The sequence below is a fragment of the Streptosporangium amethystogenes genome (genome assembly GCF_000721075.1).
Lineage (GTDB): Bacteria > Actinomycetota > Actinomycetes > Streptosporangiales > Streptosporangiaceae > Streptosporangium > Streptosporangium amethystogenes.
This window is the reverse complement of the sequence record NZ_JOEQ01000042.1, coordinates 25,184-51,965: the sequence shown is the minus strand read 5'-3', so window position 1 is coordinate 51,965 and position 26,782 is coordinate 25,184. Positions and strand designations below refer to the sequence as shown.

20 protein-coding genes are annotated in these 26,782 nt (G+C 70.5%); 8 read left to right on the top strand and 12 right to left on the bottom strand.

Going from position 1 to position 26,782, the window contains the following annotated elements; translation table 11 throughout:
* The coding region (locus IG98_RS0138155) for a zinc-binding dehydrogenase (RefSeq protein WP_157594764.1) at window positions 1-551 on the top strand (551 nt) is incomplete at its 5' end.
* Window positions 552-747: 196 nt separating this feature from the next.
* On the opposite strand, the gene IG98_RS0138150 is transcribed toward IG98_RS0138155, so the two are convergent.
* Together IG98_RS0138150 and IG98_RS0138145 are read right to left on the bottom strand one after the other, a co-directional pair.
* Window positions 748-1,704: a DUF1731 domain-containing protein gene (locus IG98_RS0138150; RefSeq protein ID WP_030924093.1), complete on the bottom strand. Its 957-nt coding sequence runs from the start codon at window positions 1,702-1,704 to the stop codon at window positions 748-750.
* Window positions 1,705-2,178: 474 nt separating this feature from the next.
* Window positions 2,179-2,796, bottom strand: a complete 618-nt coding sequence (locus tag IG98_RS0138145; protein ID WP_030924091.1) for a peptidase inhibitor family I36 protein — start codon at window positions 2,794-2,796, stop codon at window positions 2,179-2,181.
* A gap of 239 nt (window positions 2,797-3,035) precedes the next feature.
* Between IG98_RS0138145 and IG98_RS0138140 the strand changes: the two genes are divergently transcribed.
* A complete protein-coding gene (locus IG98_RS0138140; protein ID WP_169750263.1) occupies window positions 3,036-7,301 on the top strand; it encodes an nSTAND1 domain-containing NTPase in 4,266 nt (1,421 codons plus the stop codon).
* A gap of 106 nt (window positions 7,302-7,407) precedes the next feature.
* On the opposite strand, the gene IG98_RS45835 is transcribed toward IG98_RS0138140, so the two are convergent.
* Together IG98_RS45835 and IG98_RS45830 are read right to left on the bottom strand one after the other, a co-directional pair.
* Complete coding sequence (locus IG98_RS45835) at window positions 7,408-8,322, bottom strand: translation initiation factor eIF-2B alpha/beta/delta subunit family protein (RefSeq protein WP_211264292.1); 915 nt, start codon at window positions 8,320-8,322, stop codon at window positions 7,408-7,410.
* Between the two features lie 382 nt (window positions 8,323-8,704).
* Entirely contained in the window at window positions 8,705-10,681 is a 1,977-nt protein-coding gene (locus tag IG98_RS45830) for an AbfB domain-containing protein (protein ID WP_483855314.1), read from the bottom strand.
* 46 nt (window positions 10,682-10,727) lie between these two features.
* On the opposite strand from IG98_RS45830, the gene IG98_RS52860 reads away from it, so the two are divergent.
* Entirely contained in the window at window positions 10,728-11,081 is a 354-nt protein-coding gene (locus IG98_RS52860; protein WP_211264291.1) for a hypothetical protein, read from the top strand.
* Window positions 11,082-11,156: 75 nt separating this feature from the next.
* Here IG98_RS52860 and IG98_RS0138125 read toward each other — a convergent pair whose 3' ends face one another.
* The 6 genes from IG98_RS0138125 to IG98_RS0138100 form a co-directional block, all read right to left on the bottom strand.
* Complete coding sequence (locus IG98_RS0138125; protein ID WP_063766360.1) at window positions 11,157-12,764, bottom strand: AMP-binding protein; 1,608 nt, start codon at window positions 12,762-12,764, stop codon at window positions 11,157-11,159.
* Entirely contained in the window at window positions 12,761-13,627 is an 867-nt protein-coding gene (locus IG98_RS0138120) for an amidohydrolase family protein (RefSeq protein ID WP_084195964.1), read from the bottom strand. Before IG98_RS0138120 ends, IG98_RS0138125 begins: the two co-directional genes overlap by 4 nt.
* Before the next feature lie 232 nt (window positions 13,628-13,859).
* Window positions 13,860-15,755, bottom strand: coding sequence for an ABC transporter ATP-binding protein (locus IG98_RS0138115; protein ID WP_037972405.1), 1,896 nt, complete (start codon window positions 15,753-15,755; stop codon window positions 13,860-13,862).
* Window positions 15,752-17,464 carry an ABC transporter ATP-binding protein gene (locus IG98_RS0138110; protein ID WP_030924079.1) on the bottom strand — a complete coding sequence of 571 codons (1,713 nt, stop codon included), beginning with the start codon at window positions 17,462-17,464 and terminating at the stop codon, window positions 15,752-15,754. The genes IG98_RS0138115 and IG98_RS0138110 overlap by 4 nt, the downstream gene beginning before the upstream one ends.
* A gap of 460 nt (window positions 17,465-17,924) precedes the next feature.
* The gene (locus IG98_RS0138105; protein ID WP_030924077.1) at window positions 17,925-18,602 is read right to left on the bottom strand and encodes a class I SAM-dependent methyltransferase; all 678 of its coding nucleotides are present in this window, start codon (window positions 18,600-18,602) and stop codon (window positions 17,925-17,927) included.
* 164 nt (window positions 18,603-18,766) lie between these two features.
* Window positions 18,767-19,414 (bottom strand): PadR family transcriptional regulator, encoded by a 648-nt coding sequence (locus IG98_RS0138100; protein ID WP_030924076.1) that lies wholly within the window; start codon window positions 19,412-19,414, stop codon window positions 18,767-18,769.
* A gap of 345 nt (window positions 19,415-19,759) precedes the next feature.
* Between IG98_RS0138100 and IG98_RS0138095 the strand changes: the two genes are divergently transcribed.
* Complete coding sequence (locus tag IG98_RS0138095; protein ID WP_030924075.1) at window positions 19,760-20,974, top strand: MFS transporter; 1,215 nt, start codon at window positions 19,760-19,762, stop codon at window positions 20,972-20,974.
* A gap of 32 nt (window positions 20,975-21,006) precedes the next feature.
* Here IG98_RS0138095 and IG98_RS0138090 read toward each other — a convergent pair whose 3' ends face one another.
* Window positions 21,007-21,966 (bottom strand): endonuclease/exonuclease/phosphatase family protein, encoded by a 960-nt coding sequence (locus IG98_RS0138090; RefSeq protein WP_157594763.1) that lies wholly within the window; start codon window positions 21,964-21,966, stop codon window positions 21,007-21,009.
* Window positions 21,967-22,033: 67 nt separating this feature from the next.
* Here IG98_RS0138090 and IG98_RS0138085 point away from each other — a divergent pair, with 67 nt between their 5' ends.
* Together IG98_RS0138085 and IG98_RS0138080 are read left to right on the top strand one after the other, a co-directional pair.
* A complete protein-coding gene (locus IG98_RS0138085; RefSeq protein ID WP_030924071.1) occupies window positions 22,034-22,282 on the top strand; it encodes a hypothetical protein in 249 nt (82 codons plus the stop codon).
* Window positions 22,273-22,734: a cupin domain-containing protein gene (locus IG98_RS0138080; protein ID WP_037972403.1), complete on the top strand. Its 462-nt coding sequence runs from the start codon at window positions 22,273-22,275 to the stop codon at window positions 22,732-22,734. Before IG98_RS0138085 ends, IG98_RS0138080 begins: the two co-directional genes overlap by 10 nt.
* Before the next feature lie 26 nt (window positions 22,735-22,760).
* Here IG98_RS0138080 and IG98_RS0138075 read toward each other — a convergent pair whose 3' ends face one another.
* Complete coding sequence (locus IG98_RS0138075) at window positions 22,761-23,411, bottom strand: class I SAM-dependent methyltransferase (RefSeq protein WP_051753468.1); 651 nt, start codon at window positions 23,409-23,411, stop codon at window positions 22,761-22,763.
* Between the two features lie 193 nt (window positions 23,412-23,604).
* Here IG98_RS0138075 and IG98_RS0138070 point away from each other — a divergent pair, with 193 nt between their 5' ends.
* Window positions 23,605-23,997 carry a hypothetical protein gene (locus IG98_RS0138070; RefSeq protein WP_030924064.1) on the top strand — a complete coding sequence of 131 codons (393 nt, stop codon included), beginning with the start codon at window positions 23,605-23,607 and terminating at the stop codon, window positions 23,995-23,997.
* A 211-nt stretch (window positions 23,998-24,208) separates the two neighbouring features.
* A complete protein-coding gene (locus tag IG98_RS0138065; RefSeq protein WP_030924060.1) occupies window positions 24,209-26,734 on the top strand; it encodes a carboxylate--amine ligase/circularly permuted type 2 ATP-grasp protein in 2,526 nt (841 codons plus the stop codon).
* The last annotated feature ends 48 nt before the right edge of the window (window positions 26,735-26,782 follow it).

Here is a 26,782-nt window from a genome sequence, read left to right as displayed (position 1 = left end):
GTACGCATCCGCGGCGAGAAGGGCATCCGCTGGGGCGGACGCCCTCTCAAGGCCGCAGCCTGACAAACCCGGCGAACCAATGCGGTCACGGCACTAGCGAGGACAAACGACGGGCCGCACGCGCCGCGGGCGCCGTCGCCGTGCTCGACACGAGCGCCCAGAGCCTCAAGGACGCGGCCCGCGAGTTCTCCAACGGCGGGGTCGACCTGGTCTACGACCCGGTGGGCGGCGACCTGGCGGATCCGGCCCTGCGGTCGCTTCGGGTGGGCGGCCGTTATCTGGTGATCGGGTTCGCCTCGGGGAGCATCCCGTCGCTGCCGCTCAACCAGGTGCTGCTGCGCAACCGATCGGTCGTCGGGGTCGACTGGGGCGCCTGGTCGATGTCGGACGCCGCCGGTCAGCACGCCCTGCTCACCGAACTCCTGGACCTCGTCGCCGCCGGCCTCCTCACCCCGGCCGCCCCGGCGACCGCCCCGCTGGAGGCCGGCGCGCAGGTCCTGGACGACCTCCTGCAACGCCGGGTCACCGGCAAGGTCGCCCTCGTCCCCTGAGTACGGAGGCCTCGGGGGAAGGTGCAGGCAATCATCGGACGACGACTCCCCGACTCCCCGGCTGCGGGGCGACGGCTCGGCCAAGGTCTTGGCCGGCTCCGGTGACGACAGCGACGTGCAAGGGGGCAGCGATGGTCATTCCGTCAGGGTGGACAGTCGCTGCCCGAGGTCACCTCGGTCGGCAGGAGCCGAAGGCTCATCTGATGAGGCCGGGCCCGCCGCGCATGCGCCGCACGAGGTCGCCGGCGGCCTCCGGCCACTGGGCGTGGTCGAAAGCGAAGCCCGCTTCGAGCAGGCGGCCGGGGACGACCCGGCGGCTTTTCAACAGGAGTTCGGTGTCCGAGCGCAGCGCGAACGCGCCGAGCTCGGCTATCCACCTCGTTGCGGGCAGGCCCACCGGGACACCCCACGCGGCGCGCAGCACGCGCATGAACACGCGCTGTGGTAGGGGAACGGGAGCGGCGAGGTTCATCGGCCCGGCGAGGTCGTCCCGGTCGGCCAGGAACTCAACAGCGCGGACAAAATCGCGGTCGTGGATCCAGGACACGTACTGCGCGCCGCCCGCGACCGGGCCGCCAAGACCGAGCCGCGCCAGCCGCAGCAAGACGTCGAAGACGCCGCCGCGATCGGGACTCATCACCATGGCAGAGCGCATGGCGACCTTGCGCGTGTGCGGGGTTTCGGCTCGCTCCTGCGCCTGCTCCCACGCTTTGGCGATCTCGACGCTGTAGGCCCAGTAGCCCGGGACGCCGAGTTCGGTGCCGCCGAGCACGCCGGTCGCCTCGTCATTGGGCGCGTCGAAGCGGTGGGAGTAGACAGTGGCGGTGCTCATCTGCAACCAGACCCGGGGAGGCCGCACGGCGGCTGCGATCGCCTCACCCACAACCCGGGTGGAGCGCACCTGCGAATCCATCATGGCCTGCAGATTGGCTGCGGTGTAGCGACAGCTGACGCTGCGTCCGGCCAGGTTGACCACGATGTCGCTGCCGTCGATCTCCTCCGCCCACGGACCCAGGGTCTCGCCGTCCCAGCGGACTTCATGGTCGCGCACCGGCCCTCTGGTCAGGACCACGACCTCATGGCCTGCGGCGGTCAGCGCGTGATTCAGGATCGTGCCTACCTGCCCGGTTCCCCCGGGTATCACTATCTTCATCAGGCTTTCCCTAGGTGTGTGGGAAGAGCCTAGCGCAGTGAGTTGAACGCGTTCAAAAGAGAGTCGATTGATCCCGCGCTCCACTACGTGGCGCTCGCGGTGGTCATCCTTGTCGAACCTCGGCGGACGACCGCCGCGCGAGTCCGGCTTCTTGCGGTTATGGTGCGGCAAATGCCGCGTCGGCGCGGGTAGGCGCGGTTCGCGCGGGAGCCGTGGGCCTTGTCGGCGCGGACGTCGATGCCGCGTACGACGAAGTAGCCCGCAGAGCACCGAGGACGGAGAACGCCACGAAAGTCGGGCGTGCGCCCTCCAGGCCACCGACTGGAGGATGCACGCCCGATACGGCCAGGTTGCTCAAGCGGACTCGAAGCCGCGCTCGGCTCGGCCGGTGTGTTCGCCGGATTTCACGGGAGCATCAGCACATCCGGGAGTGGGGTGCGCGTCCCTGGATCCGTCCCGCTTCGGAAGGCGCTGTCAGCAGAACAGTTCTACGTGGTCGGCCCGATTGTTGTTCACGTCCCTGACGTAGCTCCAGCTCGAGTGCGGGCCCGAACTCCAGAGGGAGTAGTCAAACTGATGACCGTAGGCGGGGTTGCCCAGATCATCGTGCTCGTAGTAGGCCACCTGCCAGTTGGTGTTGTTGTGCACCGAGGTCGTGCGGTCGCTCCACCCCCACGTGGCGAGGTCCTGCCAGCCACAGGAGGAGAGCTTTCCCCGTGGGTATCCGAAGTCCTTCCCGTCGTAGAAGCAGTACCAGTTGGACGGGCAGTCGGCGACCGCGGCCAACGTGACCTGACCTGGGAGGGCGTAGGTCACCACGAACGTGCCGTTCGCGTAGGAGATCTCGTTGCGGCTCGTTTGCACGCCTCCCGGGGCGCTCTTCAACTGAAGCGCCATCTGCTGACGCAGTTCTGCCTCTGAGCGGGCCTGCCGGTGCGGAAGGGACGGGTCGTCCGCCGTGCTCACCGTGCTCGAGTCCGTGCGGTCCGCTCCGGTCGAGCCTGTCGTCGCGTATACGGCCGGGCCCGTCAGGGTGACCGCCCCGGCCACGCAGCCGGCCAGCAGGCCGGCGGCGATCCTCGATTTCGACATGCGTACCTCCAGAGATCAGGCGGAAGTTTTTCGTTCCCCAGTCGGGGACGAAGCCTTGATCGGCTCGGGTTGAGCATCAGACAGGCCGGTATACGTGCGGTATAGGCCCTGGTAGAACCCGCTTTGGCGGCTGCGGATCGGTCCGGCACAGGCAAGGGATCATCCTTGACCGAATGATTGACAAATTATGCGGCGGTCCAGGATTCTTCATTCCGAAGTCCGATGGGGGCGGAATCCGAGTGGAATTTCATGTTCTGGGGCCGCTCAGCGTCTCCCGTGACGGCGAGCCGGCTCCTGTCGGCGGAGCCCCCAAGCTTCAGCTCACCCTTGCCGCATTGCTGTCCAAGGCCGGCCAGCCGGTGTCGATCGACTGGCTGGTCGCCGCCGTCTGGGGTGATCGGCCGCCCGCGTCCGCTCGGCGCAACATCCACCTCTATGTCCACCAGTTACGGCGGGCGTTCGGCACCCACGTCCTGCCTGGCCGGCCGGGCGGGTACGCGATCGTCACCGACGCGCTCGACGCGGCACGTTTCCGCAGCCTCGCCGCGCAAGGGAGCGCGGCCCTGGACAGCGGAGATCTCGAATCGGCCCGTGACCGGCTGCGCGCGGCGCTGAACCTGTGGCGGGGGCCGGCGTTCGCGGAGTTCGGCGATCACGCGCTCATCGCTGAGGAGGCCCGGCGCCTGGAGGAGGCGCGGCTCACCGTTCACGAGAGGTTGGCGGAGGCCGAGCTCCATCTGGGGCGGCATATCGAGGTGACCGCCGAACTGGCCGACCTCACCCGGCAGCATCCATACCGGGAGAGCTTGCGGGGTCATCTCATGCTCGCGCTGTACCGGTCCGGCCGTCAGGTCGAGGCGCTGGAGGTATTCCGCCAGACCCGCGACCTGCTGAACGCTCAGCTCGGCATCGAACCGGGCCCTGTGCTTCAACGTCTGCACGAGGCGATACTCCGCGGCGACGAGGGACTCCTCCCGGACCTGGGTCCGCCGCCGCGGCTGCCGGCCACGCCGCACGAGACGGAGGGATGGGCTGCGGACGACTCCCCGTACCGGGGTCTGATGGCATTCCAGCCGGAGGACGAAGCATGGTTCTTCGGCCGCTCGCAGCTGGTCGACCGGCTCCGCGAGCTGGTCGACCGGCTTGCGGTGGTCGGCGTGTTCGGGGCGTCGGGAAGCGGAAAGTCATCTCTCCTGCGCGCCGGTCTGCTGGGGACGATCGCCGGTGCGCAGGGCACGACGGAGCCCTGGCGGGGCCTGATCATGACGCCCGGCGAGCATCCGCTGGACACGCTGGTCGACCTGGTCGCCAAGACGTCCGGCGGCGATCCCAAGGCGCTTCACGACGGCCTGTCCGATGATCCCGGCTCCTTGAACGCCGCCCTGGACATCGCGCTGTGTGGCGCGCAGGAGACCCGCCTGCTGCTGGTGGTGGACCAGTTCGAGGAGACCTTCACGCTCTGCGCCGACGACGGCGAACGCCACCGATTCATCGAGGCACTTCTGGGTCTGGCACTCGGCGCAGGCCACCGCACCGTCCTCGTGCTCGGCATACGAGCCGACTTCCTCGCCCACCTGACCCAGCATCCCGGTTTGGTCGAGGCTCTGGGCGGCGAGGCCCAGTTGCTCGTCGGACCTGTGTCGCCGGCGGACCTTCAGCAGATCGTCGTCCGGCCCGCCGCCCAGGCAGGGCTGACGGTGGAACCCGACCTGCTGGCCACGGTGCTGGCCGACGCCGCCGAGGAGCCGGGCAGCCTGCCGCTGGTGTCGCACGCGCTGCTGGAGACCTGGCGGAACCGCGCCGACGGCAGGCTCACGCTGTCGGCCTACCGGGCGGCCGGCGGCGTACGCGGGGCCATCGCGCAGAGCGCGGAACGGGTCTTCGACGAGCTCGCCCCCGCGGAGCAGCAGACCGCACGCCGGATCTTCCTGAGACTGACCGCGCTGGGAGACGGCACAGAGGACACCAGGCGCCCCATCTCCCGGGCGGAGCTCGTCGGCGTGGCCGACTCCGACGTCACCTCCGGAGTGCTGGACCGGCTCGCGGTGGCACGGCTGGTCGTCCTCGCGGAGGAGACGGTGGACGTGGCGCACGAAGCGCTGATCCGGGCCTGGCCCCGGCTTCACCGCTGGCTCACCGACGACCGCGAGAGCCTGTTCGTCCATCGGAGGCTCACCGACGCCGCGCAGACGTGGCGGGAACTGGGGCGTGACTCCGGGGCCCTGTATCGAGGCGCGCAGCTTCTCGCCGCCCGGACCTGGGCGGAGGATCACCCGCAGGAGCTGAACGACATCGAGAGCGCCTTTCTGCGGGTGAGCCGTGCGCTGGAGGAGAGCGAGCGCACCGCGACGAGACGCCGCACCCGGCTCCTGCAACGCCTCCTGGCCGCGATGGCCCTCCTCTTCCTGCTTGCCCTGTCCGGCGGAGGCGTGGCCGTACGGCAGGGCCAGGAGGCGGGCCGCCAGCAGTTGGTCGCCCTGTCCCGCCAGCTGTCCCTGAAGGCACGGTCACTCCTCGGCACCGACCCCGATCTGGCCGGTCTGCTGGCGATCGCCGCGTTCCGCCTCAATCCGGAGGCCGAGACGCGGGGCGCTCTGCTGAGCGTGTCGGCTGCGGCGCGCCGTCGGATCGAGCTCAACGCCGAAGGGCCGGCGATCTTCGGGGTGGCGTTCAGCCCGGACGGCTCGTGGCTGGCTTCGGCCGGCACCGACGGAACGGTCGGGCTCTGGAACCCGCGCAGCCGTACCCGTGTCGCGACCTTCTCCGCGAACGCGGGACTCGGCGGGAGGGGTGAGGTCCATGCCAGGGCGGCGGCGTTCAGCCGAGACGGCAGGCTGCTCGCCTCCATCATCAGGGAGGCCGCGCTCGGGGCCACCAAGGGCGCGATCGTCGTGTGGGATCTGGGCTCCCGCCGGGCGGTGTTTCAGCGGACACGGGCGAAACTCACCGACGCGCTGGCGCTGAGCCCCGACAGGACGAAGATCGCGGTCGGAGTCGGCAAGGGGGCGATCGAGGTGTGGGACCTGCTCGACGGGAGCAGACGCACCCTGAAAGGACACCGGGAAGAGGTCGTGGCTCTCGCGTTCAGCCCCGACCAGGCGTTTCTGGTGTCGACCACGGGCGGAACCGAGAAACCCCTCGTGTGGGACGTCGCCTCCGGGGCCAAGGTCGCCACGCTTTCCATCAAAAACGTCCACAGGCTGGGCTTCGACCCTGCCAATGGCACCCTCGCCACGGGGTCGTCACATTACGGGGTGCGATTCTGGCGAATCGCTCACGACGGTGTGACCTTTCTGTCCGCGCTGCCCAAGCAGTCGCCGTACACCTGGGACATGTCCGCTCCCGCCGCCGGTCGGATCGCCGTCGCCGACGAGGACGGCCTGATCACCGTCTGGGACATCGCGCGACAGCAGCCCGTCGAGACCTACCAGGACAGAAACCGCACTGAAACGCTGTCCCTCGCCTTCAGCGCCGACGGCTCGATGCTCGCCTCGGCCGGATTGGGCAGGACCATCGTGATCCGCGAGCGTGCCCTCCCTCCGTTCAGCGGACACAGCCGGGCCGTGAACGACATCGAGATCAGCCCGGACGGCCATCTCGTCGCGTCCGCGAGCAGCGACGCCACCGTCCGGCTGTGGGACGTGCACGGAAACCCGATCGCCACGCTCGGTGACCACCCGGATCACGTCCGGGCCGTCGCCTTCAGCCCGGACGGCCACCGGCTCGCGACCGTCACCCGCAGCCACACGCTCACCCTCTGGGATGTCGACAGCAGGCGGAGGCTCACCACGATCACCTACCGGGGGCTCGGCGCCTCCACCGACGTGGCCTTCGACCCGCACGGGCGCTTTCTCGTCGCGACCGCGCTCGGCCGGTTCCGCTGGGACGTCCACGATCCGCGGAGCGCATCCGAGGTGCCGTTTCCGGTTCCTGGGAACCTGTCCTCGGCCCTGGCGTTCAGCCCGCGCGAGCCGCTGCTCGCCACCACCGGCCCCGCCGGAGACCTGCTCGTCTGGGACCTGGCCAAGGACCGGCAGGTCCGCGCCCTCAGAACCAGGCAGGGCTCGGTGCTCGACGTCGCCTTCAGCCCGGACGGCAGGCTGATCGCCACGGCGGGGGCCGACCGGACCGTCAAACTCTGGGACACGCGGACCGGGGAGCCGTACGCCACGCTGCCCGGCCACACCGCCCCGATCCAGGTCATCGCCTTCAGCAGGGACGGCCGCGCACTCGCGTCCGCGGGCGACGATCGTACGATCACCGTCTGGGACCTGGCGTCCAGGAGGTCGACGGCGACGCTCACCGGCCACACGGCTCCGATCAAGGGCCTGGCCTTCACCGCCGACGGAGATCTGATCTCCGGAGGAGACGACGGCAGAGTCATCCGCTGGTCGCTCCAGCCCGATCCGCTCGTGGGAAGGCTCTGCCAGGAGATCGGCCGCGACCTCACCCGCGAGGAGTGGGCCACCTACCTCCCCTCCATGGACTACCTGCCCACGTGCTGAAGGGCCGTACAGCAGATCTCTCCCCCTGGCCGTACCCGCGCCGGAGCCGTCGTCGCGGTTGCGGTACGCAACGAGTGTGCCCAGCGACGCGCTGTCGGTGTCCACGTCAAGCGGTCGGACGCCCCGGCACCTCGAAGTGCTCCGATACGCGTTCGGCCTCGAAGGCGCCGCGCTCGGTCACGATCCTGGTCACCAGGTGCGGGGGAGTGGCGTCGAAGGCCGGGTAGTGGCCGGTCACGCCCTCGCCCGCGGTGCGCCTCCCCAGCACGTGCAGGACCTCGTCGCCGTCCCGACGTTCGATGACGACGTCGCCGATCCCCGGCGCCCGGGGGTCGGGCGCCGGGATCACCACGTAGTACGGGACGTCGAAGGCGCGGGCGGCCAGCGCCACCCCGAGGGTGCCGACCTTGTTCACCACGTGGCCGTCCATCGTCACCCGGTCCGCCGCGGTCAGCGCCACGTCGGCGAGCCCGTCGGCCAGCACCGAGGCGACCATCCCGTCGGTGATCAGGGTGGGCCGGTAACCCATCTCCACCAGCGTCGGCGCGGTCAGCCGCGCTCCTTGCAGGTAGGGCCGGGTCTCGGTGCAGACGAACTCCAGTCGCTTGCCCGCCTGCTGCGCGGCCTCGACCGTCGCGATCAGATAGGTGTCGGCCCAGCAGTGGGTGAGGACGCGGGCGCCGTCCTCCAGCAACGCCGCCGCGTGCCTGCCCAGGGCCGCGCTGCTGGCCCGGTAGGCCGCGTCGTGCTCGGTCGCGGCCCGGGTCACGGCCTCCACGAGTTCCTTTCCCGACGCCTCGGGGAGCGGCCCGTCCACGGTGGCGGCCAGGACCGCGTGGACGGCGTCGCGGATGTGGTTGTTCGTGGGCCGGGTCGCGATCAGCCGGTCGCCCGCCCCGCGCAGCCGGGCCGCCGCCAGGGCCGGCGGCTCGTCACGGGCCTCGCGGGCGGCCAGGACCATCCCGGCGGTCGCCGCGAAGGAGGGGCCGGTGCTCTGGGTGACCATCCGCTCGATGGCCACCGCGACCTCCTCGCTGTGGCGCAGCGCACCCAGCGGTGCTCGAAGGGATAGACGCGGCGGTCGAGGATCTCCACGGCGTCGTCGGTGATCCTGACGGAGTCGGCGAGGACGGGCCGTCTCCCGGTTGTCTTCATGGGGGCCTCCATCGGCGGGGGGACCCGATCACGGTACCGGCGTCACCGCGATCCGGTCGTGCCCCTCGCTGCTGCCCTCCTCCGTGCTGTTCGAACGGTGGCCTGCCGCCGAGCGGCGGGCCGCTCGTACGCCGACCGCGTCCCCGGGGGGCGAAGATTTCGGCCACGAGATCTCCGGCTCCGGCGGTGCGCCAGGTTCCGGGGCTGTCCCGGACGCGCCCTCGGGCGGGGGAGCGTCCGAGGGGCGGTCAGGGAGCCCAGGGCGCGCTGACGGCCCAGGTGGTGTCGGCCAGGTAGCTGGCCGGGTTGTCCCAGGTGTGCGAGCCCCCGTTGCTCGCGATGTAGACCTCCGCGCCGATGTGGCGCAGGTAGGTGCCGGGGATGTTGTACGACGACAGTCGCAGTGCGCCGGGCGGTCCCTCGGCGCAGAAGGTGGCGTCGGCCCTGAACAGCGCCGTGCCGTCGTTGGCGTCCTTGCGCACCCGGAATTCCTGGTGGCGCAGGAAGTGGCCGGGGAAGTTGCGCGACTCGAATGAGTAACAGCTCGCCTCCGCCAGGCCGGGCCGCACCACGAAGGTCGAGTCCTGCTTGAGTAGGGCGTCGCCGCCGGAGCCGACCACGTCGGTCCTGGCCAGGCTGAGCTGGTGGCGCAGGTAGCGGTCGGTGTAGCCGGGCGTGGTGACCCGCAGCGAGACGGCCGTGCCCGAGGTCAGCGGGCGCGTCCCCTTCGACAGGGCGATGAGCGCCTGCTGGGCCGACTTGATCCGGCCGAGGTCGACCTTCGCCACCTGGCGGTCGTAGGTGTAGATGCCGTTGAGCTCGTTCTCCACGTCGGTGATCTGGGTGTAGATCGCCGCGGACAGCCCGAACCTGGTCATCCGGGTCTGGACCTGGCCGAGCAGGTTGAGGTACTGGGCCGTCACGTCGTTGGTGTCGGAGGAGCCCACCGGGGTCCAGGTGTGGCCCTGCAACTGCTTGCGGATGCCGCCGTACTCCCCGAGCACCGCGGCCCGGGTGCCGCTCGGCTGCTGGGTGTCGCCGGGACCGGGGTAGACGTGGTCGTCGATGACGTCGCCGTTGCCGCCGTCCCAGCCGCAGCAGTTGGACCCGGAGTTGTTGTCGACCAGCCGGGACGCGTCGAGGCTCTTGACCAGGTCGGCGTTGGCGGCGGGCTCGTACTCGCCCCAGCCCTCGTTGAACGGGATCCACATGACGATCGACGTGGTGCTGCGCAGCTGGTCGATCATGCGGCGCATCTCGGCCTCGTGGTACTGCCTGCCCAGGGTGTCGGAGCCCCCGGACGGCATGTCCTGCCAGACGATGAGGCCCAGCCGGTCGGCCCAGTAGTACCAGCGCTGCGGCTCGACCTTGATGTGCTTGCGCACCGTGTTGAAGCCCATGTCCTTGTGGGCCTGCAGGTCGAACCTGAGCGCGTCGTCGGTGGGCGCGGTGTGGATGCCGTCAGGCCAGAACCCTTGGTCGAGGGTGCCCATCTGGAACACGTACGAGCCGTTGAGCACCGGCCGCAGCACCCCGCCGACCGAGGCCAGAGCGATCGAGCGCATCCCGCTGTAGCCGCCGACCGTCTCGACGACCGTGCTCCCGCTTCTGAGCTCGACCCGCAGGTCGTACAGGAACGGGTCGTCGGGACTCCACAGGCGCGCGTTGGGGATCGGGACCCGGATCTCGGCGCCGACGGCCCCCGAGGCGGTGCCCACCGCGGTGCCCCCGGCCGAGGCGGTCACCTGCGCGGTGTGGCCGGAGGTCCCGGCCCCCCTGACGATGACGTGCAGCTGCCCGGCGGGCACGTCGGGGGTGATGTCCAGCCGGGTGACGTGCGCCGTCGGAGTCGGCTCAAGCCAGACCGTCTGCCAGATGCCGGAGGTGGCGGTGTAGAAGATGGCGCTCGGGTTGAGCGTCTGCTTGCCGACCACCTGGGAGGTGCCGGTCGCGTCGTACACCGAGACGACGACGGTGTTGACGCCGCCGTTGAGCAGCGGGGTGATGTCGTAGCCGAAGGAGTCGTAGCCGCCGGTGTGGGCGGAGCCGGCCTGGACGCCGTTGACCCAGACCGTGGTCTGCCAGTCGACGGCGCCGAAGTTCAGCTGGACCCGCTTGCCGCTCCAGCCGGCCGGGACGGTGAAGGTGCGCCGGTACCAGAGCCGGTCGTTCCCGGTGATCTTGCGCATGATCCCGGACAGCGCGGACTCGGCCGGGTAGGGCACCCGGATCTGCTCGCTCCAGGCCGACGGCTGCCCCGCGTCGCGGCCGGTGACGGCGAAGTCCCAGATCCCGTTGAGGTTCTGCCAGTCGGGCCGGGTCAGCTGCGGTCAGGGGTACTCCGGCAGGGGGTTGTTCACCGGAACCTGCGAGGTCCAGGGGGTGCTCAGCGGCGGTGTCTTCGGCGTCCAGGCGGCGGCCGCCGCCCTGGTCACGGTGACCGCCGAGGCCGGCCGGAGCGGGAGGCCGGCGGGCAGGAGGATCAGCAGGGCGGTCACCAGGACGGTGGCGCACCGGGGTAAGGCGTACCGGGATAAGGAGGGCATGGTGGCAGGTGACACGGCTACTCCGAGGGGGGTGTCCCGAGCCCCCTGGGAGATCGGCGGCCCGGTGAGGGGTGGTTAACCACGTTGATACATTCATTGACAAATGAGGTCAATGTCCGATCGAATCTGATCGAGTTTGAATGCTCGCGTCGAGTCACTCCTCGTCGACACCGGTGGGGCGGGCCCCATCACCGGCACTCCCGGTGGTCACCCCGGCCTCCCGATCCCAGGTGGCCGGGGTGATCCCGGCCTTCCTGAGCTGGAACTTCTCCACCTTCTGGGTGGGCGTCTTCGGCAGCAGACCGAGGAACTCGACGTACCGGGGGACCAGGTGCGGCGCGGCGTTGCGGGCGCAGTGCTCGGTGAGTTCCTCGGCGGTGAGGCTCGCGCCGGGGCGCAGCACGACGCAGACCTTCAGATCCTCCTCGGTCAGCTCACTGGGCACGCCGATGGCCGCGGCCTCCAGCACGCCCGGGTGTCCCTCCACGACCTGCTCGACCTCATAGGCGGAGATGTTCTCGCCCCGGCGGCGTATCCCGTCCTTGGCGCGACCGCAGAAGTAGAGGTGGCCGTCCTCGTCGAGGCGGCCGAGGTCGCCGGTGCGCAGCCACTCGCCGTGGAAGGCGGCGGCGGTGGCCTCGGGCATCCCGTGGTAGGAGTTCATGACGAGGCCGGGCTCGCGGGGACGGATCAGGATCTCCCCGATCTCACCCGGCGGCAGTGGTGAGCCGTCTTCCGCGCCGATGGCGAGTTCGTACTGCGAGATGACACGACCGCACGCCCCGGGACGCCGAGGGGCGTCGAGCGGCTCGTAGACCGGTACGCCGCCGTCGGTGAGCCCGTAGACCTCCAGCAGCGGGAACCCGAACCGCTGCTCCCACCCGTCCCGCCAGGCGGGCATCGGCACGCCCCACGCCAGACGGACCCGGTGCGCCCGGTCCTCCGGCCGAGGTGGGCGCTTCCACAGGATGGTCAGGGTAGCGCCCATGAAGTTGAAGACCGTGGCGTCGAAGCGGCGGACCTCGTCCCAGAACCTCGACGCGCTGAACCCGGCGCCGATCGCCGCGACGGCCCCGAGCGACAGGGCCGCCACGACGGTCAGCGTGGCGGCGTCGATGTGGAACAGCGGGAACGGGCAGTACAGGACGTCCTCGGCGGTCAGCCGGAGGTTCTCCGCGTGCAGCTCGCCCTGCCGCACGAGGTAGCGGTTGGAGAGCACGCACGCCTTGGAAGGGCCGGTGGTCCCCGAGGTGAACAGCATCATCGCCGGTGCGAGCGCGCCGGTCTCCGCCGGTGCCACGGCCACGCCGGGGAGTGCCGCCCGCTCGAAACGGGCGACGCGCGCCGCGCCGTGCCAGGCGGGAAGGGCGTCCCCGGCTCCGCGCACCAGGAGTGTCTCCAGCCCGGACGGCTCGTGCGGCAACGCGGCCAGGCCGGGCAGCAGGTCCGCGTCGACCACCGCGACGCGCGCCCGGGTCACCCGGAAGGCATGGGCCAGGCCGGAACCGATCAGCGAGGTGTTGACCGGCACGTGCACCGCGCCCAGTCGGGCGACCGCGAACCAGGTCAGCACCGCGTCGGCACTGTTGCGCATCAGTACGGCGACCGGCTCGCCCGGCCGCACCCCGAGCGCCGCGAGGCCCGCGGCGAGCGCGCGGGACCGCTCCTGGAACTCGGCGTAGCCGAGGTCGCCCTCACCGGTGCGCAGGAACACCTTGGCCGGGTGCCGCCGGGCCCGCTCGTCGAGCAGCCGGACGATCATGACCGCCGTTCCAGGCCGAACAACCGGGCCGCGTTGCCCGCGAACAGCGCTTCCAGCGCGGGCTCGGGCAGGCCGGACGCACGCCATTCGGCGAGCGCGCGGGAGGGCTCCATCACCGGCCAGTCGCTGCCGTAGAGAACCTGGTCGCGCAGCACCGTGGACATCATGCCGAACATAGCGTCCCATCCGGTGCCCGGACGGGCCACGTACTTCGGGGCCAGCCCTCCGAACTCCAGGTAGACCGTGGGGTGCCGGCGCGCCACGGCACAGAACTCGGTGGCCCACGGCCATCCCGCGTGGCAGGCGACGAGCCGCAGATCAGGGAAGTCGCACGCCACCTGGTCCAGCAACTCGGGACGCTCGTGCCTGATGGGATGCATCCGTGAGTAGGTGATGCCGGTGTGCACCGCGACGACCAGGCCGAGATCCTCGGCGCGCGAGTACATCGGGTAGAGCGCGCGGTCGTCGATGTCCAGGCCGAAGAAGGCGGGCTGCACGGCCACGCCGAGCAGCCCCCGGGCGGCCGCGGCGGCGACCTGCCTGGCCGCACGCGTCGGGCGGGGCGGGTACAGGTCCACGGTGCCGATGCCCGAGAAGCGGCCGGGATGCTCGGCGACCACTTTGACCAGCGCCTCGTTCAGCGCCTCCGCGGACTCGCCGCCCTCGGACTCGGCGTGCATGACCGCCCGGTCGATGTCTTCCGCGTCCATGGCGGCCAGCAGGTCGGGCAGCGTGCCGTCGTTCATTTTGCCGGTCAGTCCCAGCACGCGGTCGTACTGCTCGGTCTGCCGAAAGGGGGCGTTGTAGGTCGCGGTCTCACGCAGGTGCTGGGGGAGCCGGACCCGCGCGTCGATGATTCTCATACGGAGGCCTTCGCGGATCGGCATGACAGAAAGCCCGATCGATCGATTGGCGATGAGGGTGATCTCTCGCCGTCACACCTTCATGAGCTTTGCTTTCATGCCTTGATTTTGCAGCCGGGGTGGCCTGGGGAAGAGTATCAATCAATCGATCGATTGGCCATCATGGGGCCGGTGGTGCGGTGACCCGGTGCCGGGCCACCGCACCACCACTCTCCCGGTACGGGCGGACGGATCAGCCGGGAAGGTCCCGGTGGTCGGAGATGCTGTCGAGCCAGGCGCGGTGCAGGCCGGCGTAGCGGCCCGCCCGCCCGACGAGCTCGCCCGGTGGGCCGTCCTCGACGATCCTGCCGCCGTCCATCACCAGCACCCGGTCGGCGATCTCGACGGTCGACAGGCGGTGCGCGATGATCAGGGCGGTCCGGTCCGCCAGGATCGTCTGCATCGCCCGCTGCACCAGCCGCTCGCCGGCGACGTCCAGGCTGGACGTCGCCTCGTCGAGGATCAGCACCGCGGGGTCGGCCAGGAACGCCCTGGCGAACGCCACCAACTGCCGCTGCCCGGCCGACAGCCGGCCACCCTGCTTGCCGACCTGGGTGTCGTACCCCTCGGGAAGCGCCGAGACGAACGCGTCGGCGCCGATAGACCGGGCCGCGGCCATCACGTCGGTCATGCTCGCGCCCGGCCGGCCGAACCTGATGTTGTCCGCCACCGAACCGCTGAACAGGAAGTTCTCCTGTGTCACCAGGACGATCGCGGCATGCCGCGACTCCTCGCCGAGGTCGCGCAGGTCGATCCCGTCCAGCAGCACCCGCCCCGCCACCGGGTCGTAGAACCTGGCGACCAGTTTCGCCAGCGTGGTCTTGCCCGCCCCGGTGGTGCCGACCAGGGCCACGGTCTGCCCGGCGGGGACCACCAGGTCCAGCCGGGGCAGTACGGGGGTGCCGTCCAGGTAGGAGAACTCCACGTGCTGGAACTCGACCCGGCCGCGCGGGCGCTCCAGGATCACCGGGGCGCCGGGCTCGGCCACCGAGGGACGCTCCTGCAGCACGCCGGAGAGCTTCTCCAGCGCCGCCCCCGCCGACTGGAACGTGTTATAAAATTGCGAGATTTCCTGCATGGGCTCATAGAACTGGCGCACGTAGAGCAGGAACGCGGCCAGCACGCCCACCGTGACCCCGCCCTGGATCGCCAGCATGCCGCCGTAGAACAGGACCGCCGCGACCGTCACGTTCCCGATCAGCTTGACGCCCGGAGAGAAGACCGCGATCAGCTGTGAGCCCCGCAGGTTGGCGGCCCGGTAGTCGGCGTTCAGCTGGGCGAAGATCGTCTGGTTGCGGGGCTCCCTGCGGAAGGCCTGGACCGCGCGCATGCCGGCCATCGACTCCACGAAATGGACGATCACCAGGGCCACGGCCTCCCGGGTCCTGCGGTAGATGATGCTCGACTGCCGCCGGAACCAATTGGTGAACAGCGCCAGGACCGGCAGCGGCAGCAGCGCGACCACGCCGAGGTGGACGTCCAGGACGAGCAGCAGGACCGCCGTGCCGACCAGCGTCAGCACGGCGGTGACGAGGTCGTCGAAGCCCGACTGGAGCATCTCGGAGATGGCGTCGATGTCGGAGGTGAGGCGGGAGACGACCCGGCCCGAGGTGTAGTCGTCGTGAAACGACAGCGACAGCCGCTGGAAGTGGCGGAAGACCCGTCGCCGCAGCTCCAGCAGGATGCTCTGGCCGATGCGTCCGGCCATCCTGAGGAATATCTGCCGGGTCACCAGCTGGATGACCGCCGCGGCCAGGATCGCCGAGACGACGGTCACCAGCGTCCCCGGCCCCGCGCCCGCGACCATCGGCGGGATGCCCGCGTCGATGCCCACCTTGACCAGGTAGGGGATGGCGAGCGAGGCGACGTTGCAGGTCACGATGATCGCGACGAGCAGGACGATCTTCCTGCGGTACGGGCGCAGCAGCTCACCCAGCAGCCGCCTGGACCTGCTGCGCAGCAGGAACGACACCTGTTCCGACAACTCGTCCTGGTTCTCGGCGGCGACCCCGCGCCACTCCCGGGAGCCGTTCCCGGTCTCTGCCTGGATCTTCGCGGAGGTCTCCGCCGGGGGAGTCGTGCCGCTCACAGCCGCGCCTCCTCCGCGTCGGGGTCGGCGGACAGCAGCGCGCGGTATTCGGGCACGCTCGCCATGAGCTCGTGGTGCCGGCCGACGTGCGCGATCGTGCCGTCCAGCAGCAGGGCCACCCGGTCGGCGAGCAGCACCGTGGAGGCCCGGTGGGCGACGACGATGCCGGTCGCCTCGCGCAGCACGTGCCGCAGCGCCTGCTCGACCAGGGCCTCGGTCTCCACGTCCAGGGCCGACAGGGTGTCGTCCAGAACGAGGATCCTGGGACGGCTGAGAACCGCCCTGGCCAGTGCGAGCCGCTGACGCTGTCCGCCGGACAGGGACATGCCCTGCTCGCCGATCCTGGTCTCCAGGCCCCACGGCAGCTCGTACGCGAATCCGGCCTGGGCGATCCGCAGCGCGGTCGCGATCTCCTCCTCGGTCGCGTCGTACCGTCCCAGCGTGAGGTTCTCCCTGACGCTCATCGAGAACAGCGTCGGCTCCTCGAAGGCGGTGGCGACCAGCGAGCGCAACTCGGGCAGTGGCAGGTCGCGGACGTCGACGCCGTCGATCGTGATCCGGCCCGTGCTCACGTCGTACAGGCGCGGCACCAGGGAGGTCAGGGTGGTCTTGCCCGACCCCGTCGCGCCCACGACCGCCACCGTCTCCCCCGGGCGGACCTCCAGCCAGATGTCGTGAAGCACCGGCTCGGTGGCGCCGGGGAAGCGGAACCCCGCGCCCTCGAAACGCAGGTGTCCGCGGGGCCGCTCGATCACGCGGGTACCCCCGACGATCTCCGGTTCGGTGTCGAGCACCTCCATCACCCGGTCCGCCGCGGTCATCGCCTCCTGACCCGCGGTCAGAATGAAGCCGAGCGCCGAGATGGGCCAGACCAGTTGCAGCATCAGGGTGGCGAAGGCCACCAGCGTGCCCAGCGTCAGGGTGCCGGAGCCGACCGCCAGCGCGCCGAGCAGCAGCACGAGCGCGAGGGTGATGTTCGGGATCACCTCAAGAAAGGTGAAGAACCTCGCGGACAGGCGGACCTTCTCCATCGAGGTCCCGTAGATCTTCACCGCCCCCTCCTCGAAGATCCCCGAGACGTGCCGGCCACGGCCGAACGCCTTGATCGTCCGGATGCCGGCCGCCGACTCCTCGACGACGGTGGCGAGGTCGCCCTGCTCGTCCTGGACCCGGCGGGAGATGAGGATGTACCTGCGCTCGAAGTGCAGCGAGGTGAGCACGATCGGCACCGCGGAGACGACGACCAGCAGCCCGAGCGGCCAGTACATCCGGAGCAGCAGCCCGGTCACCGTCACGATCTGGACGGTGACCAGGACGAGGAAGAGCAGGCCGAAGCCGAGAAAGCGCCGGATGGCCGACAGGTCGGTCGTCGCCCGGGACAACAGCTGGCCCGACTGCCAGGAGGCGTGAAAACCCATCGGCAGCCGCTGCAGGTGGCTGTAGAAATCGTCGCGGATGCTGGTCTCCAGGCCCAGGACCGCGTCGGCCAGCAGCCACCGCCGCAGGAAGACGAGCAGCGCCTCGGCCATGCCCAGCCCCAGGGCGAGCAGTGCGAGGGGAAGCAGTGCCTCGCTGTCACCCCGGGCGACGGGGCCGTCGATGATCTCCCTGCCGATCAGCGGGATGGTGATGCCGATCCCGACCGCGGCGAAGGCCGGCACCCAGACGAGGACCAGGCGGGTGGCGTAGGGGCGCAGGTAGGACCTCAACCGCCACAGGGAGCGGGCCCCGCGGAGGCGGGGGAGGGGTGGGGACGGCCGGGTTCGGGACTCTGTTTCGGTGTCCGAGATTTCTGTGTCCGAAGTATCAGGAGGCATCAACAGGCGGCACGCTCCTCACGGTGCTCACACCGGGTGATCGCCGTTCGAGGGCATGGCGAATCGGAGACCCATCCCCGCTCAACCGTTCTCCCGCACCACCGCTCCAGGTGGACGCCCCGTCGGATCACCCTCACCCGCACGGCGCGGGCGACCATTCAGTTTCCGTGCCCGAGTACGGGGTCGGCAATTGATGTGACGGCCCCCATCCTGTAACCGCCAGGTCAGAAAGGCCGATGACCCCGTGCCCTCCACCGGGGCACGGTCCGGGACCGGTCCCCGGCTCGAACCTCGCCGGGGACCGTCGCCGTGTGTCCGGTTTTTGGGGGTCCGTTTCAGCGGAAGGCGAGGCTCAGGCCCCGTCGCGCTTGGTCAGCCGAACCTCCAGGAGGATCCCATCGGTGTGGACGTCGCAGGTCCGGAAGGCACTCTCGGCGGCAAGGCGTTCGAACCCGGCCCCTGAGTAGGCACGGCGCCGGAGCGCCGTCAGCGCCATCCTCGTCACGAGGGAGTTCGGCCCGCTGAGCCCCATGCCCTTGATCTCCCGGTCGATGTCGGCACGGGAGGCGTCCCTGTTCATGTCGTGGATCACCGCCGTCCCACCGGTGCGCAGCACGCGGTGCATCTGGTCCAGGGCGCCGACGGGCCGCCCGAAGTTCTTGAAGGCGGCCTGGCAAACGACCAGTTCGAAGGAGTCCGCGTCTAAGGGAAGGTCGGCCGCGTCGCCCCACAGGAAGTCGGCGTGGACGCCTGTCCGGCGGGCCTTCTCGGTCGCGATCTCGACGAACGTGCGGCTCATATCCAGTCCGGTCACCGCGAACCCGAGCCGTGCCATCTCGACGGCCAGATATCCCGGGCCCGGAGCGACCTCCAGCACGGCGGCTCCGTCCGGCAGGCCGCCGGTGAGCTGTGTGGCCTGCCGCCTGACCGCCGCGACCTGGGGTGCCGAGCCGCGCTGGCGGGCGTACCACCGCGCCATCGCCCCCTCCATCTGTGGGGCCTGGGACTGCCTGTGACGTGTCTTCTCCATGGTTCCTCCGGTTTCGGATGTTGCGTGTCCGAACCGGCCCTGGGAGGAGCCCGGCTATTCTTGCGGTTGCCACCTTGTGGCCGGGTTCCGTTCCGCGGGTTTCGGTTCGAGGTCGACGACCCGGCGGCGGTGTTCCCGCACCCCGCCGGGTCCGTTCTCGTCGATCAGTCGGTGACGGCGCCCCTCTCCGTGAGCTCCTCGATCTCGGGCGGTATCCAGCCCGTCTCGTGCCAGGTCCGCCACATCGCGAGGTCCGGGAACGAGCCCGTGGTGAGCTCGTCGAGCAGCGACCGGGTCCAGTTCATCTCGGCCTCGCGGATGGCCAGGTCGTACTCGGACTCGACGAGGAACAACCGTGGGATCTCGCGGCTGCATCCGGCCAGGGCCTCCCGTTGACCCGCGACCTCCTTCTCCAGCAGGGCGAGTCGCTGTTGGAGCAGTCCCGTCACCTCGTCCGGTGGGATGACTCCCCAGACCGAGAGGCCGGCTTCGAACCGCGGCTGCTCCCGCTCGGGCACCGCGATCAGCTCGCGTACCCAGTCGACGAGCTCCTCGCGCCCGGCATCGGTGATGCGGTAGATCGTGCGCTCGGGGTGCGCGCCGTCCCTGATGCTCTCGACCACCGCGAGGAACCCGTGTTTCTCAAGGTTTCGCACCACGGTGTAGAGCGAGCCCCACTTGAACCTCATGTCCTGGTCCTTGCCGCGTTCGCGCAGCACCGAGGCCATCTCGTAGGGATGCATCGGCTTGGCGTAGACCGCCGAGAGCACGGCCAGGGCGAGCATATTGCCGACCTTGCGGCGCTTGGCCATACCACCACCCCCTTTTCTCTTCCTACTCGCCTGCGAGTATATGCAGACGAGTATGCGTTCCGCCATGACCGTGCCCGAGTGAAACGACGGGTATCCGCAGGACCGGATCCTCATACGGGCGAGAGCGGTGATCCTCTGACTTTCGGCGGGGAGAACGGGCGCCCGTACCCCGTGGGAAAGACGGCGGGAAAAAGGGGAGGCGGCGGTCGGCGAGGAGGTTGTAGGGTCGGCGGCATGACCTGGCGACATTGATCCTGAACCAGAGGCCGGTCCGGCGCGCGCTGCCGCGGACCCCCGGAGATGCCGAGCATCCCGAGTCCGTACAGTCCCCGCGAGAAGGACCCCGTGACCATTTCTTCTCTTCGCGTGCCCGGCGGGCGCGCGAAGCGCCTGGCCGCGACGCTCTACGCCTACACCTTTCTTGATGAGTTCGTCCTGCTCTACCCGTTCTATACGTTGCTCTTCGTCGACACGGGCCTGCCGACCGCCGAAATCTCCTCGCTCCTGGTGGTCTGGTCACTGACCTCCGTCGTGATGGAGGTCCCGTCAGGAGTGTGGGCCGACACCGTCTCACGGCGTGGGTTGCTCGCCCTCGCGCCGCTACTGGCCGCCTTCGGCTTCGGCCTGTGGGTCGCCGCCCCCTCCTACTGGGTGTTCGCCGCGGGCTTCGTCCTGTGGGGCACCTCGGGAGCGCTGCAGTCGGGCGCGCTGGAGGCGCTGGTCTACACCGAGCTCGACCGGCTGGGCGCCGCCGGCCGCTATGCCGCGATCATGGGCCGGGCCCGCGCGATCGGCACGGGCGCGGTCATGGCGTCCATGGCCGTCGCCGCCCCGGTGTTCGCCGTTGGCGGCTACCCGCTGGTCGGCGCCGGTAGCGTGCTGGCCTGCCTGCTCGCCGGGGCCGTCGCGCTGACCTTTCCCGAACATCGCCTACCCGGGCGGCGGGAGGAGACCTCCCCGGATGGCTACGCCGCGACCCTGCGCGCCGGGCTGCGGGAGGCGCGCGCCGACCGGACGACGCGCCGGGCGCTGCTGCTGGTGCCGGCGGTGACGGCACTGTGGGGATCGCTGGAGGAGTACGTCCCGCTGCTCGCGGTCGGCGCCGGGGTCGCCACGCAGGCCGTGCCACTCGTGGTGCTCCTGGTCTCCGCGGGGGTCGCGGTCGGCGGCGCGCTCGCGGCGACCGGGCGGAGCTTCACCGGCAGGGGGTTCGCGGCCCTTCTCGCGTTCGGAGCGCTGGCGCTCGGCGCGGGTGCGGCCAGCGGGGTCGCGGCGGGGTTCGTCGCGGTCGCGGCGGCCTTCTGTGCCTTCCAGATGGCGGGGGTGCTGGCCGACGCGCGGCTGCAGGAGAGCATCACCGGCCCGGCCCGCGCCACCGTGACCTCGCTGGCCGGGCTGGGCACCGAGGTGGGCGCCATCCTCGTCTACGGCGGCTACGCCGCGGCCTCGGCACTGACCGGTCACGCCACGATCTTCACCGCCGCCGCGGTGCCGTACGCCCTTCTCGCCCTGGTGCTGTTCCTCGGCGGGTCCCGCTCGGCGGTCCGTGAATCCGGGTGAGCCGAGCCGGGCCCATCGCGGCCCGGCTCGGCTCAGTGGCCCGTGAACCGGGGCAGGCCGAGTTCGGCGAAGACCGGGCGGTGGTCGCTGTCCGGCAGGGGGTGGACGCCGAAGCTGTTGACCGCCATGCGCGAGTCGGCGAGCACATGGTCGATCGTCACACCGGGCAGGGGCTCCCAGCCCTGCTGTGGCCAGGTGGGGATCAGGCCGTGCCCGGTGACGTCGGCCGCGTCGCGGTAGCCGCTGCCGAGCAGGTCACGTACCAGTCCGTGGTCGAGGGTGGCGTTGAAGTCGCCGGCCAGTACCCGCAGCTGCCCGCCCGCCCTGGGCAGCGCCCGCAGCCCCTCGTCCCAGCACCGGACCTTGTAGTCGTACCTGGGCGCGCAGGGGTGGACCGAGACGACCTCGATCTCGTGGCCGCTCGGATGCCTGATCACCCCCCGTGCCTGCCGGAACCTGCCCAGCGCGATCAGGGGTTTCTCGGTGATGGGATGCTTGGAGTAGATGCCGGAGCCGTGCACCCCGTCGACCGCGCGATCCACCACATGGGGCATGCGCCTGCGCAGGCCGACCGCCTCCAGGCGCTCGCGCGCGGCGGGAGTGAGCTCCTGGAGGGTCAGCACGTCCGGATCGAGGGATCGCACGAGATCCATCAGGGCGTCGGTGTCTCCCGAGCCGACGGCCAGGTTCGCGGCGAGCACCCGGAGCCGCCCGTCCGAGGCGGGTTGGTCGCCGTCGGCGAAGTGACGGGGGAGCACGGCCGCCGCCAGTACCGCACCGGTGACCAGGGCGAGGGCCGCGGCCGCCCAGCGGCGCAGCCCCAGGGCCAGGAGCAGCGGGATCACCGAGGCCACCGCCGCGTACGGGGTGAAGGCCACCAGGGGGACCCACTGCCAGACAGGGATCCAACCGCTCGTCCTGAGCGCCGCCCACACCGCGAACGGCAGCACCATCGGCCAGACCAGCAGGCCCACCCATCTCGATCTGATCATGAGCCCGGAGCGTAACGGTCCTCTGTGCAGATTCGGTGGAGATTAGCGGCTTTATCCGCGTAAGTCGGTGGCCTCGGACGAGGCGGCCGGAGCCGATGCCCGGCCGTCCGACCTGCGAGGGAAGATCCTGGCCTACGTCACCGGGGGCACCGCGAAGAACGACGGCCTGCCCGCCGAGCTGGAGTACGCCCGCCACCTGCGGGACCACCCCGTGGACGCGCAGGTGTTCTTGGTGCCCCAGGGGTACCACGATGGGACTGTGGCGCGCCCGCGCCGCATCCCGCCGACTCGGAGCAGGAGTGCCCGATGCCGATAGTCCTTCCCGAGGATCCGTTCCACCGCCGCCTGCACCACATCACCCCGGGCGGGCTCACCTCGGAGACCGCGCAGACCGGCGGCATGCACCGCCGGGCGGCGATCAGCGGAGCCACCACCGGCTCCAGCCGCCTGTGGATGGGCCAGACCCACGTGGCGCCGGCCACCGTTTCGGCCAACCACCACCATGGCGACTCCGAGACCGCCATCTACGTGGTCAGCGGTACCCCCTCGTTCGTCTTCGTCGACATCGAGGGGGAGGAGCCCGTCGAGGTGCGCGTCGACACCGCACCGGGCGACTACATCTTCGTGCCGCCCTTCGTTCCGCACCGGGAGGAGAACCCCGATCCCGACCTGGAGGCGATCGTGGTCATCGCCCGCAGCACCCAGGACGCCATCGTGGTCAACCTGGACGATCTCGTCTGGACGGGACCCGTGCTGACCTCAAGGTGACGACGGGCCCGGGAGCCGCCGGGTGGTCAGCCCGTGCCCGGCTCGCCGGAGACGTATTCCGCCGGCCGCTCGCCTGCCCGGACCCCGGTGTACACCAGGGCGGGCGGCACGTTGAACCAGATCGGGCCCAGGGTGTCGACGGTGGCGAAGGTGTCCTCCATGAGGCCGCGGAAGTGCCGGAAGCGCTGGAGCGGCAGCACGGTCAGCGTCGTGACGGTGCTGAAGGTGCCGCCGGGGACGAGCGAGGCCGAGATCTCCTCCAGGACGCGCCTCTGCCGCGCCTCCTCGAACAGGGTCCAGGGAAGGGAGGAGACGATCGCGTCGGCGTGGGACAGACCGGCCTGCCTCAGCAGCTTGCCCAGGTCCCCCGCGTCGGCGGCGATCACCTCAAGCCAGGGCCTGCTGCGTCGCAGATGGCTCACCATGCCCTCGTTGACCTCCACGGCGAGTTGTCGCCCTCCGGGCGGCAGGCGGTCGCGGATCGCGTCGCTGATCACCCCACCGCCGGCGCCGAGTTCGACGACCACGGCTCCGGGAGTGGCCGGGACCACCGACGCGGCCAGGCGGGCGACGGCCTTCGAACTGGGTGCGATCGCGCCCAGCTGCTGGGGATTACGCATGATCGCGCCGAGAAAGGTGAGTGTGTCCCCGCCGACGGGACGAGTTTGAGAGAGCACCGACAGCTCATTCCCCCAGCTGAGGGGGTTATGCCAGTTTAGCGGGCTTTGATGATCGAACTTCTGTCGTACCGGGGGATGGGGCGGCCCGGAAGCCGTCCGCGAGGCTTCCGCCGCCGACCCGCCTCTGCCCGGTGGCGGCGGAGCGAGGTACCGTCGTCTTATCGGATCCCGGTCGGTGAGGGGAGCCGCCATGCCAGACGATTCCGATCACGTGCTCGATTCCATCGACGGGGCCGTCGACGAATGGCTCGCCATGAGTGACGACTCGATGCGCTGGACGCCGCCGGAGAAGGCTCGCTCCACGTCCCAGCTGGGCCTGCCGGTGCCGCCGCTGCCGCAGATGCTGGAAGATCTTCTCCAGGAGGTCGGCAGCCACCTCGGCCCGCCCGCCCAGGCGGTGGTCGACGCGTTCCGCCCGCTGGGGGAGGGGGTGGTCGAGGCCGTCTCCACATTCCTCGACAGGCCGCCCGTGAGGCACCTGCTCGATCCGTCCGGCACGCCGGATGATCCGGAGACGCTCGGAGACCGTGCCTTTCCCGACACCTTCGGCCCGTCGCCTGAGGACCCGCCCGAGATTCGGTGAGGTTTCCCGGCCGTTCCCCCGGCCTTCGTCGAGGGAGGCTCGTCAGGTGTCTCCGTGCTCCTTGTCGACGAACGGACGGATGAGACTCACCGGTCACAGAGAGTGAGTTTACGGTTCGATTCTCTCCGGAACGGCCCGTGAAGTGCGGAACTGCTTTTTTCGGGCAAAGGACAAAAATCCCGGTGAGTCGGCGTACTTCAGGAGTGATGAAATGGCGGGTTTGGCGGGGCCGATCGCGGTCGGTGTCGAAGAGGAGTTCCACGTCGTCGATGTCGACACCCGGCACCTCGTCCCACGGGCCGGTGTCCTGCTGGAACAGCTACCGGAGGAGCGGTTCACCCACGAGCTGCAGCGTTCGGTGGTGGAGGCCAACAGCAGGCCCTTCGTGCATCTGGAGGACCTCGGGCACGATCTGACCGCGCTGCGTCGCACGGTGATCCAGGCGGCGGACGGTCTGGGGCTCGGGATCGTGGCGGCGGGGAGCGTGCCGCTGGTGGACCTGGCGGCGCTGAAGATCTCCCCGGACCCCCGTTACGAGCAGATGCTCGCCGACTACCAGTTGCTCACCCGCGAACAGCTGATCTGCGGCACGCAGTTCCACGCCGAGGTCGAGGACCGCGACCTGGCAGTGGCCGTCGCCCACCGCCTGGCCCCCTGGCTGCCCCCGCTGCTCGCCCTGAGCTCCAGCTCGCCGTACTGGCTGGGAGCCGACACCGGGTACGCCAGCTACCGCCCGCTGCTCTGGCAGCGCTGGCCCACCGCGGGGCCCGTGGCCAGGTTCGAGTCGGCCGCAGAGTACGACCAGGTGGTGCGGGAGCTCGTGAGCTCCGGTGTGATCACCGACCCCGGCATGATCTATTTCGACATCCGGCCCTCGGCCCACCTGCCCACCATCGAGCTGAGAGTGTGCGACGCCTGCCCCAGGGTGGGTGACATCGTGCTGATCGCCGGCCTGTTCCGGGCGCTGGTGGCCAGGGAGTTGGAGGCGGTGCAGCACGGCCCCGAGCGCTCGGTCCGGCTGGAGATGGTCCGCGCCGCGACATGGCGGGCGGCGCGCTCAGGGCTGGAGGGTGAGCTCGTCGACCCGGTCAAGGGCACCCCGGGCCCGGCCGCCGAGGTGATCTGGAGGATGGTGGACGGCCTGCGGCCACAGCTGGAGGAGTCCGGTGACCTCGAGCTCGTCACGTCCCTGGTCCGGGAGTCGCTGGCGCGGGGAAGCTCCTCGGCCCGCCAGCGCGAGGCGTTCGCCCGCGACGGCCGGCTGGCCGACGTGGTCGACCTCGTCATCGCCGAGACGCGGTCCGAGGACTGGGAGACCGCCTTCGGCGGGCCGACGCCGAGGATGCACACCAGCCTCCTCGACGGCTACGACGCCCCCGGCGACGAGGCGATCATCGAGGGCACGGTACGCGAGTCCTACCAGCCGGTGCTGCGGGTCCTGGACCGGCTGGGCGCCCGCGGTCTGCGCGGCAGGGAGCGGCTCCGCGACGGCTACCAGCGTCGCAACGGCATGACCTTCCACGTGGAGGGCGGGAGCGAGAGCCGGATCTTCCCGTTCGACCTGATCCCGAGGCTGGTCCCGCCCGGAGAGTGGGCCGAGATCCAGCGGGCACTGCCGCAGCGGGTGCGGGCGCTGGAGGCGTTCCTGCGCGACGTGTACGGTGAGCGCGAGATCATCGGGGACGGCGTGCTCCCCGCCTGGGTGGTCGACGAGTCCCCCGGCTATCGCGAGCACGGGCGGAGGGTACCGCCGGGCACCGTGCGCTGCGCCGTGGCCGGGCTGGATCTGGTCCGCGACCACGTCGGCCGCTGGGCGGTGCTGGAGGACAACCTGCGGGTGCCCTCCGGCCTCGGGTACGCGGTGACCAACAGGCACCTGATGGCCGAGTTGCTGCCGGAACTCGTTCCCGGCGAGGGGATCGCCGATCCGCGGCAGAGCCTGCGGACGCTGCGGGAGGCACTGCTCGCGGCGGGCACGGTCGACTCGCCGGCCATCGCCGTGGTCTCGGCGGGGCCGGACGACTCCGCCTACTACGAGCACCGGATGCTCGCCGAGGAGATGGGGGCGATCCTGGTGGTCCCGGCCGACCTGGAGATCAGGAACGGTCATCTGGAGGCCGCGGGGCGCAGGATCGACGTGCTCTACCGCCGGGTCGACGAGAACGAGCTGGTCGAAGGCCCCCTGGGGCCAGAGATCATGGACGCCGTCGAACGCTCCGCGCTCGTCCTGGCCAACGCGCCGGGCAACGGCGTCGCCGACGACAAGTGTCTGTACCGGTACGTGCCCCGCCTGATCGAGTACTACCTGGGCGAGGAGCCGCTCATCGACAACATCACCACCTACCTGTGCCGTGACGCCGCGGACCGCGAGCAGGTGCTCGACCGGCTGGCCGAGCTGGTCGTCAAGCCGGTGGACGGATTCGGCGGCCAGGGCGTGGTCGTCGGTCCCGAGGCGTCCGCCGAGGAGCTCGGCAGGGTCAGGGAGAAGATCCTCGCCGCGCCCCAGGGATGGGTCGCCCAGGAGACGGTCCAGCTGTCGACGCACCCGACCTTCGACGGGGAGCGGCTGAGCCCGCGCGTGGTCGACCTGCGGGCCTTTGTCTGCCTCGGGGAGACGGCGACGGTGCCGCCGGCGGCGCTGACCCGCGTCGCACCGGCCGGCAGCCTGATCGTCAACTCCTCCCAGGGCGGCGGCTCCAAGGACACCTGGCTGCCGGGAGGGGCCGCCGATGTGTGATCTCAGGGATGAATCCGCCCGGCTTCGGGGTGGGCAGGTCATCGGGGA

What these genes read in the sequence shown, in the direction of transcription:
- IG98_RS0138150 (WP_030924093.1), bottom strand. Translation starts at nt 1,704, where the DNA reads ATGAAGATAGTGATACCCGGGGGAACCGGGCAGGTAGGCACGATCCTG.
- IG98_RS0138145 (WP_030924091.1), bottom strand. Translation starts at nt 2,796, where the DNA reads ATGTCGAAATCGAGGATCGCCGCCGGCCTGCTGGCCGGCTGCGTGGCC.
- IG98_RS0138125 (WP_063766360.1), bottom strand. Translation starts at nt 12,764, where the DNA reads ATGATCGTCCGGCTGCTCGACGAGCGGGCCCGGCGGCACCCGGCCAAG.
- IG98_RS0138120 (WP_084195964.1), bottom strand. Translation starts at nt 13,627, where the DNA reads ATGAGAATCATCGACGCGCGGGTCCGGCTCCCCCAGCACCTGCGTGAG.
- IG98_RS0138105 (WP_030924077.1), bottom strand. Translation starts at nt 18,602, where the DNA reads ATGGAGAAGACACGTCACAGGCAGTCCCAGGCCCCACAGATGGAGGGG.
- IG98_RS0138100 (WP_030924076.1), bottom strand. Translation starts at nt 19,414, where the DNA reads ATGGCCAAGCGCCGCAAGGTCGGCAATATGCTCGCCCTGGCCGTGCTC.
- IG98_RS0138090 (WP_157594763.1), bottom strand. Translation starts at nt 21,966, where the DNA reads ATGATCAGATCGAGATGGGTGGGCCTGCTGGTCTGGCCGATGGTGCTG.
- IG98_RS0138080 (WP_037972403.1), top strand. Translation starts at nt 22,273, where the DNA reads ATGCCGATAGTCCTTCCCGAGGATCCGTTCCACCGCCGCCTGCACCAC.
- IG98_RS0138070 (WP_030924064.1), top strand. Translation starts at nt 23,605, where the DNA reads ATGCCAGACGATTCCGATCACGTGCTCGATTCCATCGACGGGGCCGTC.
- IG98_RS0138065 (WP_030924060.1), top strand. Translation starts at nt 24,209, where the DNA reads ATGGCGGGTTTGGCGGGGCCGATCGCGGTCGGTGTCGAAGAGGAGTTC.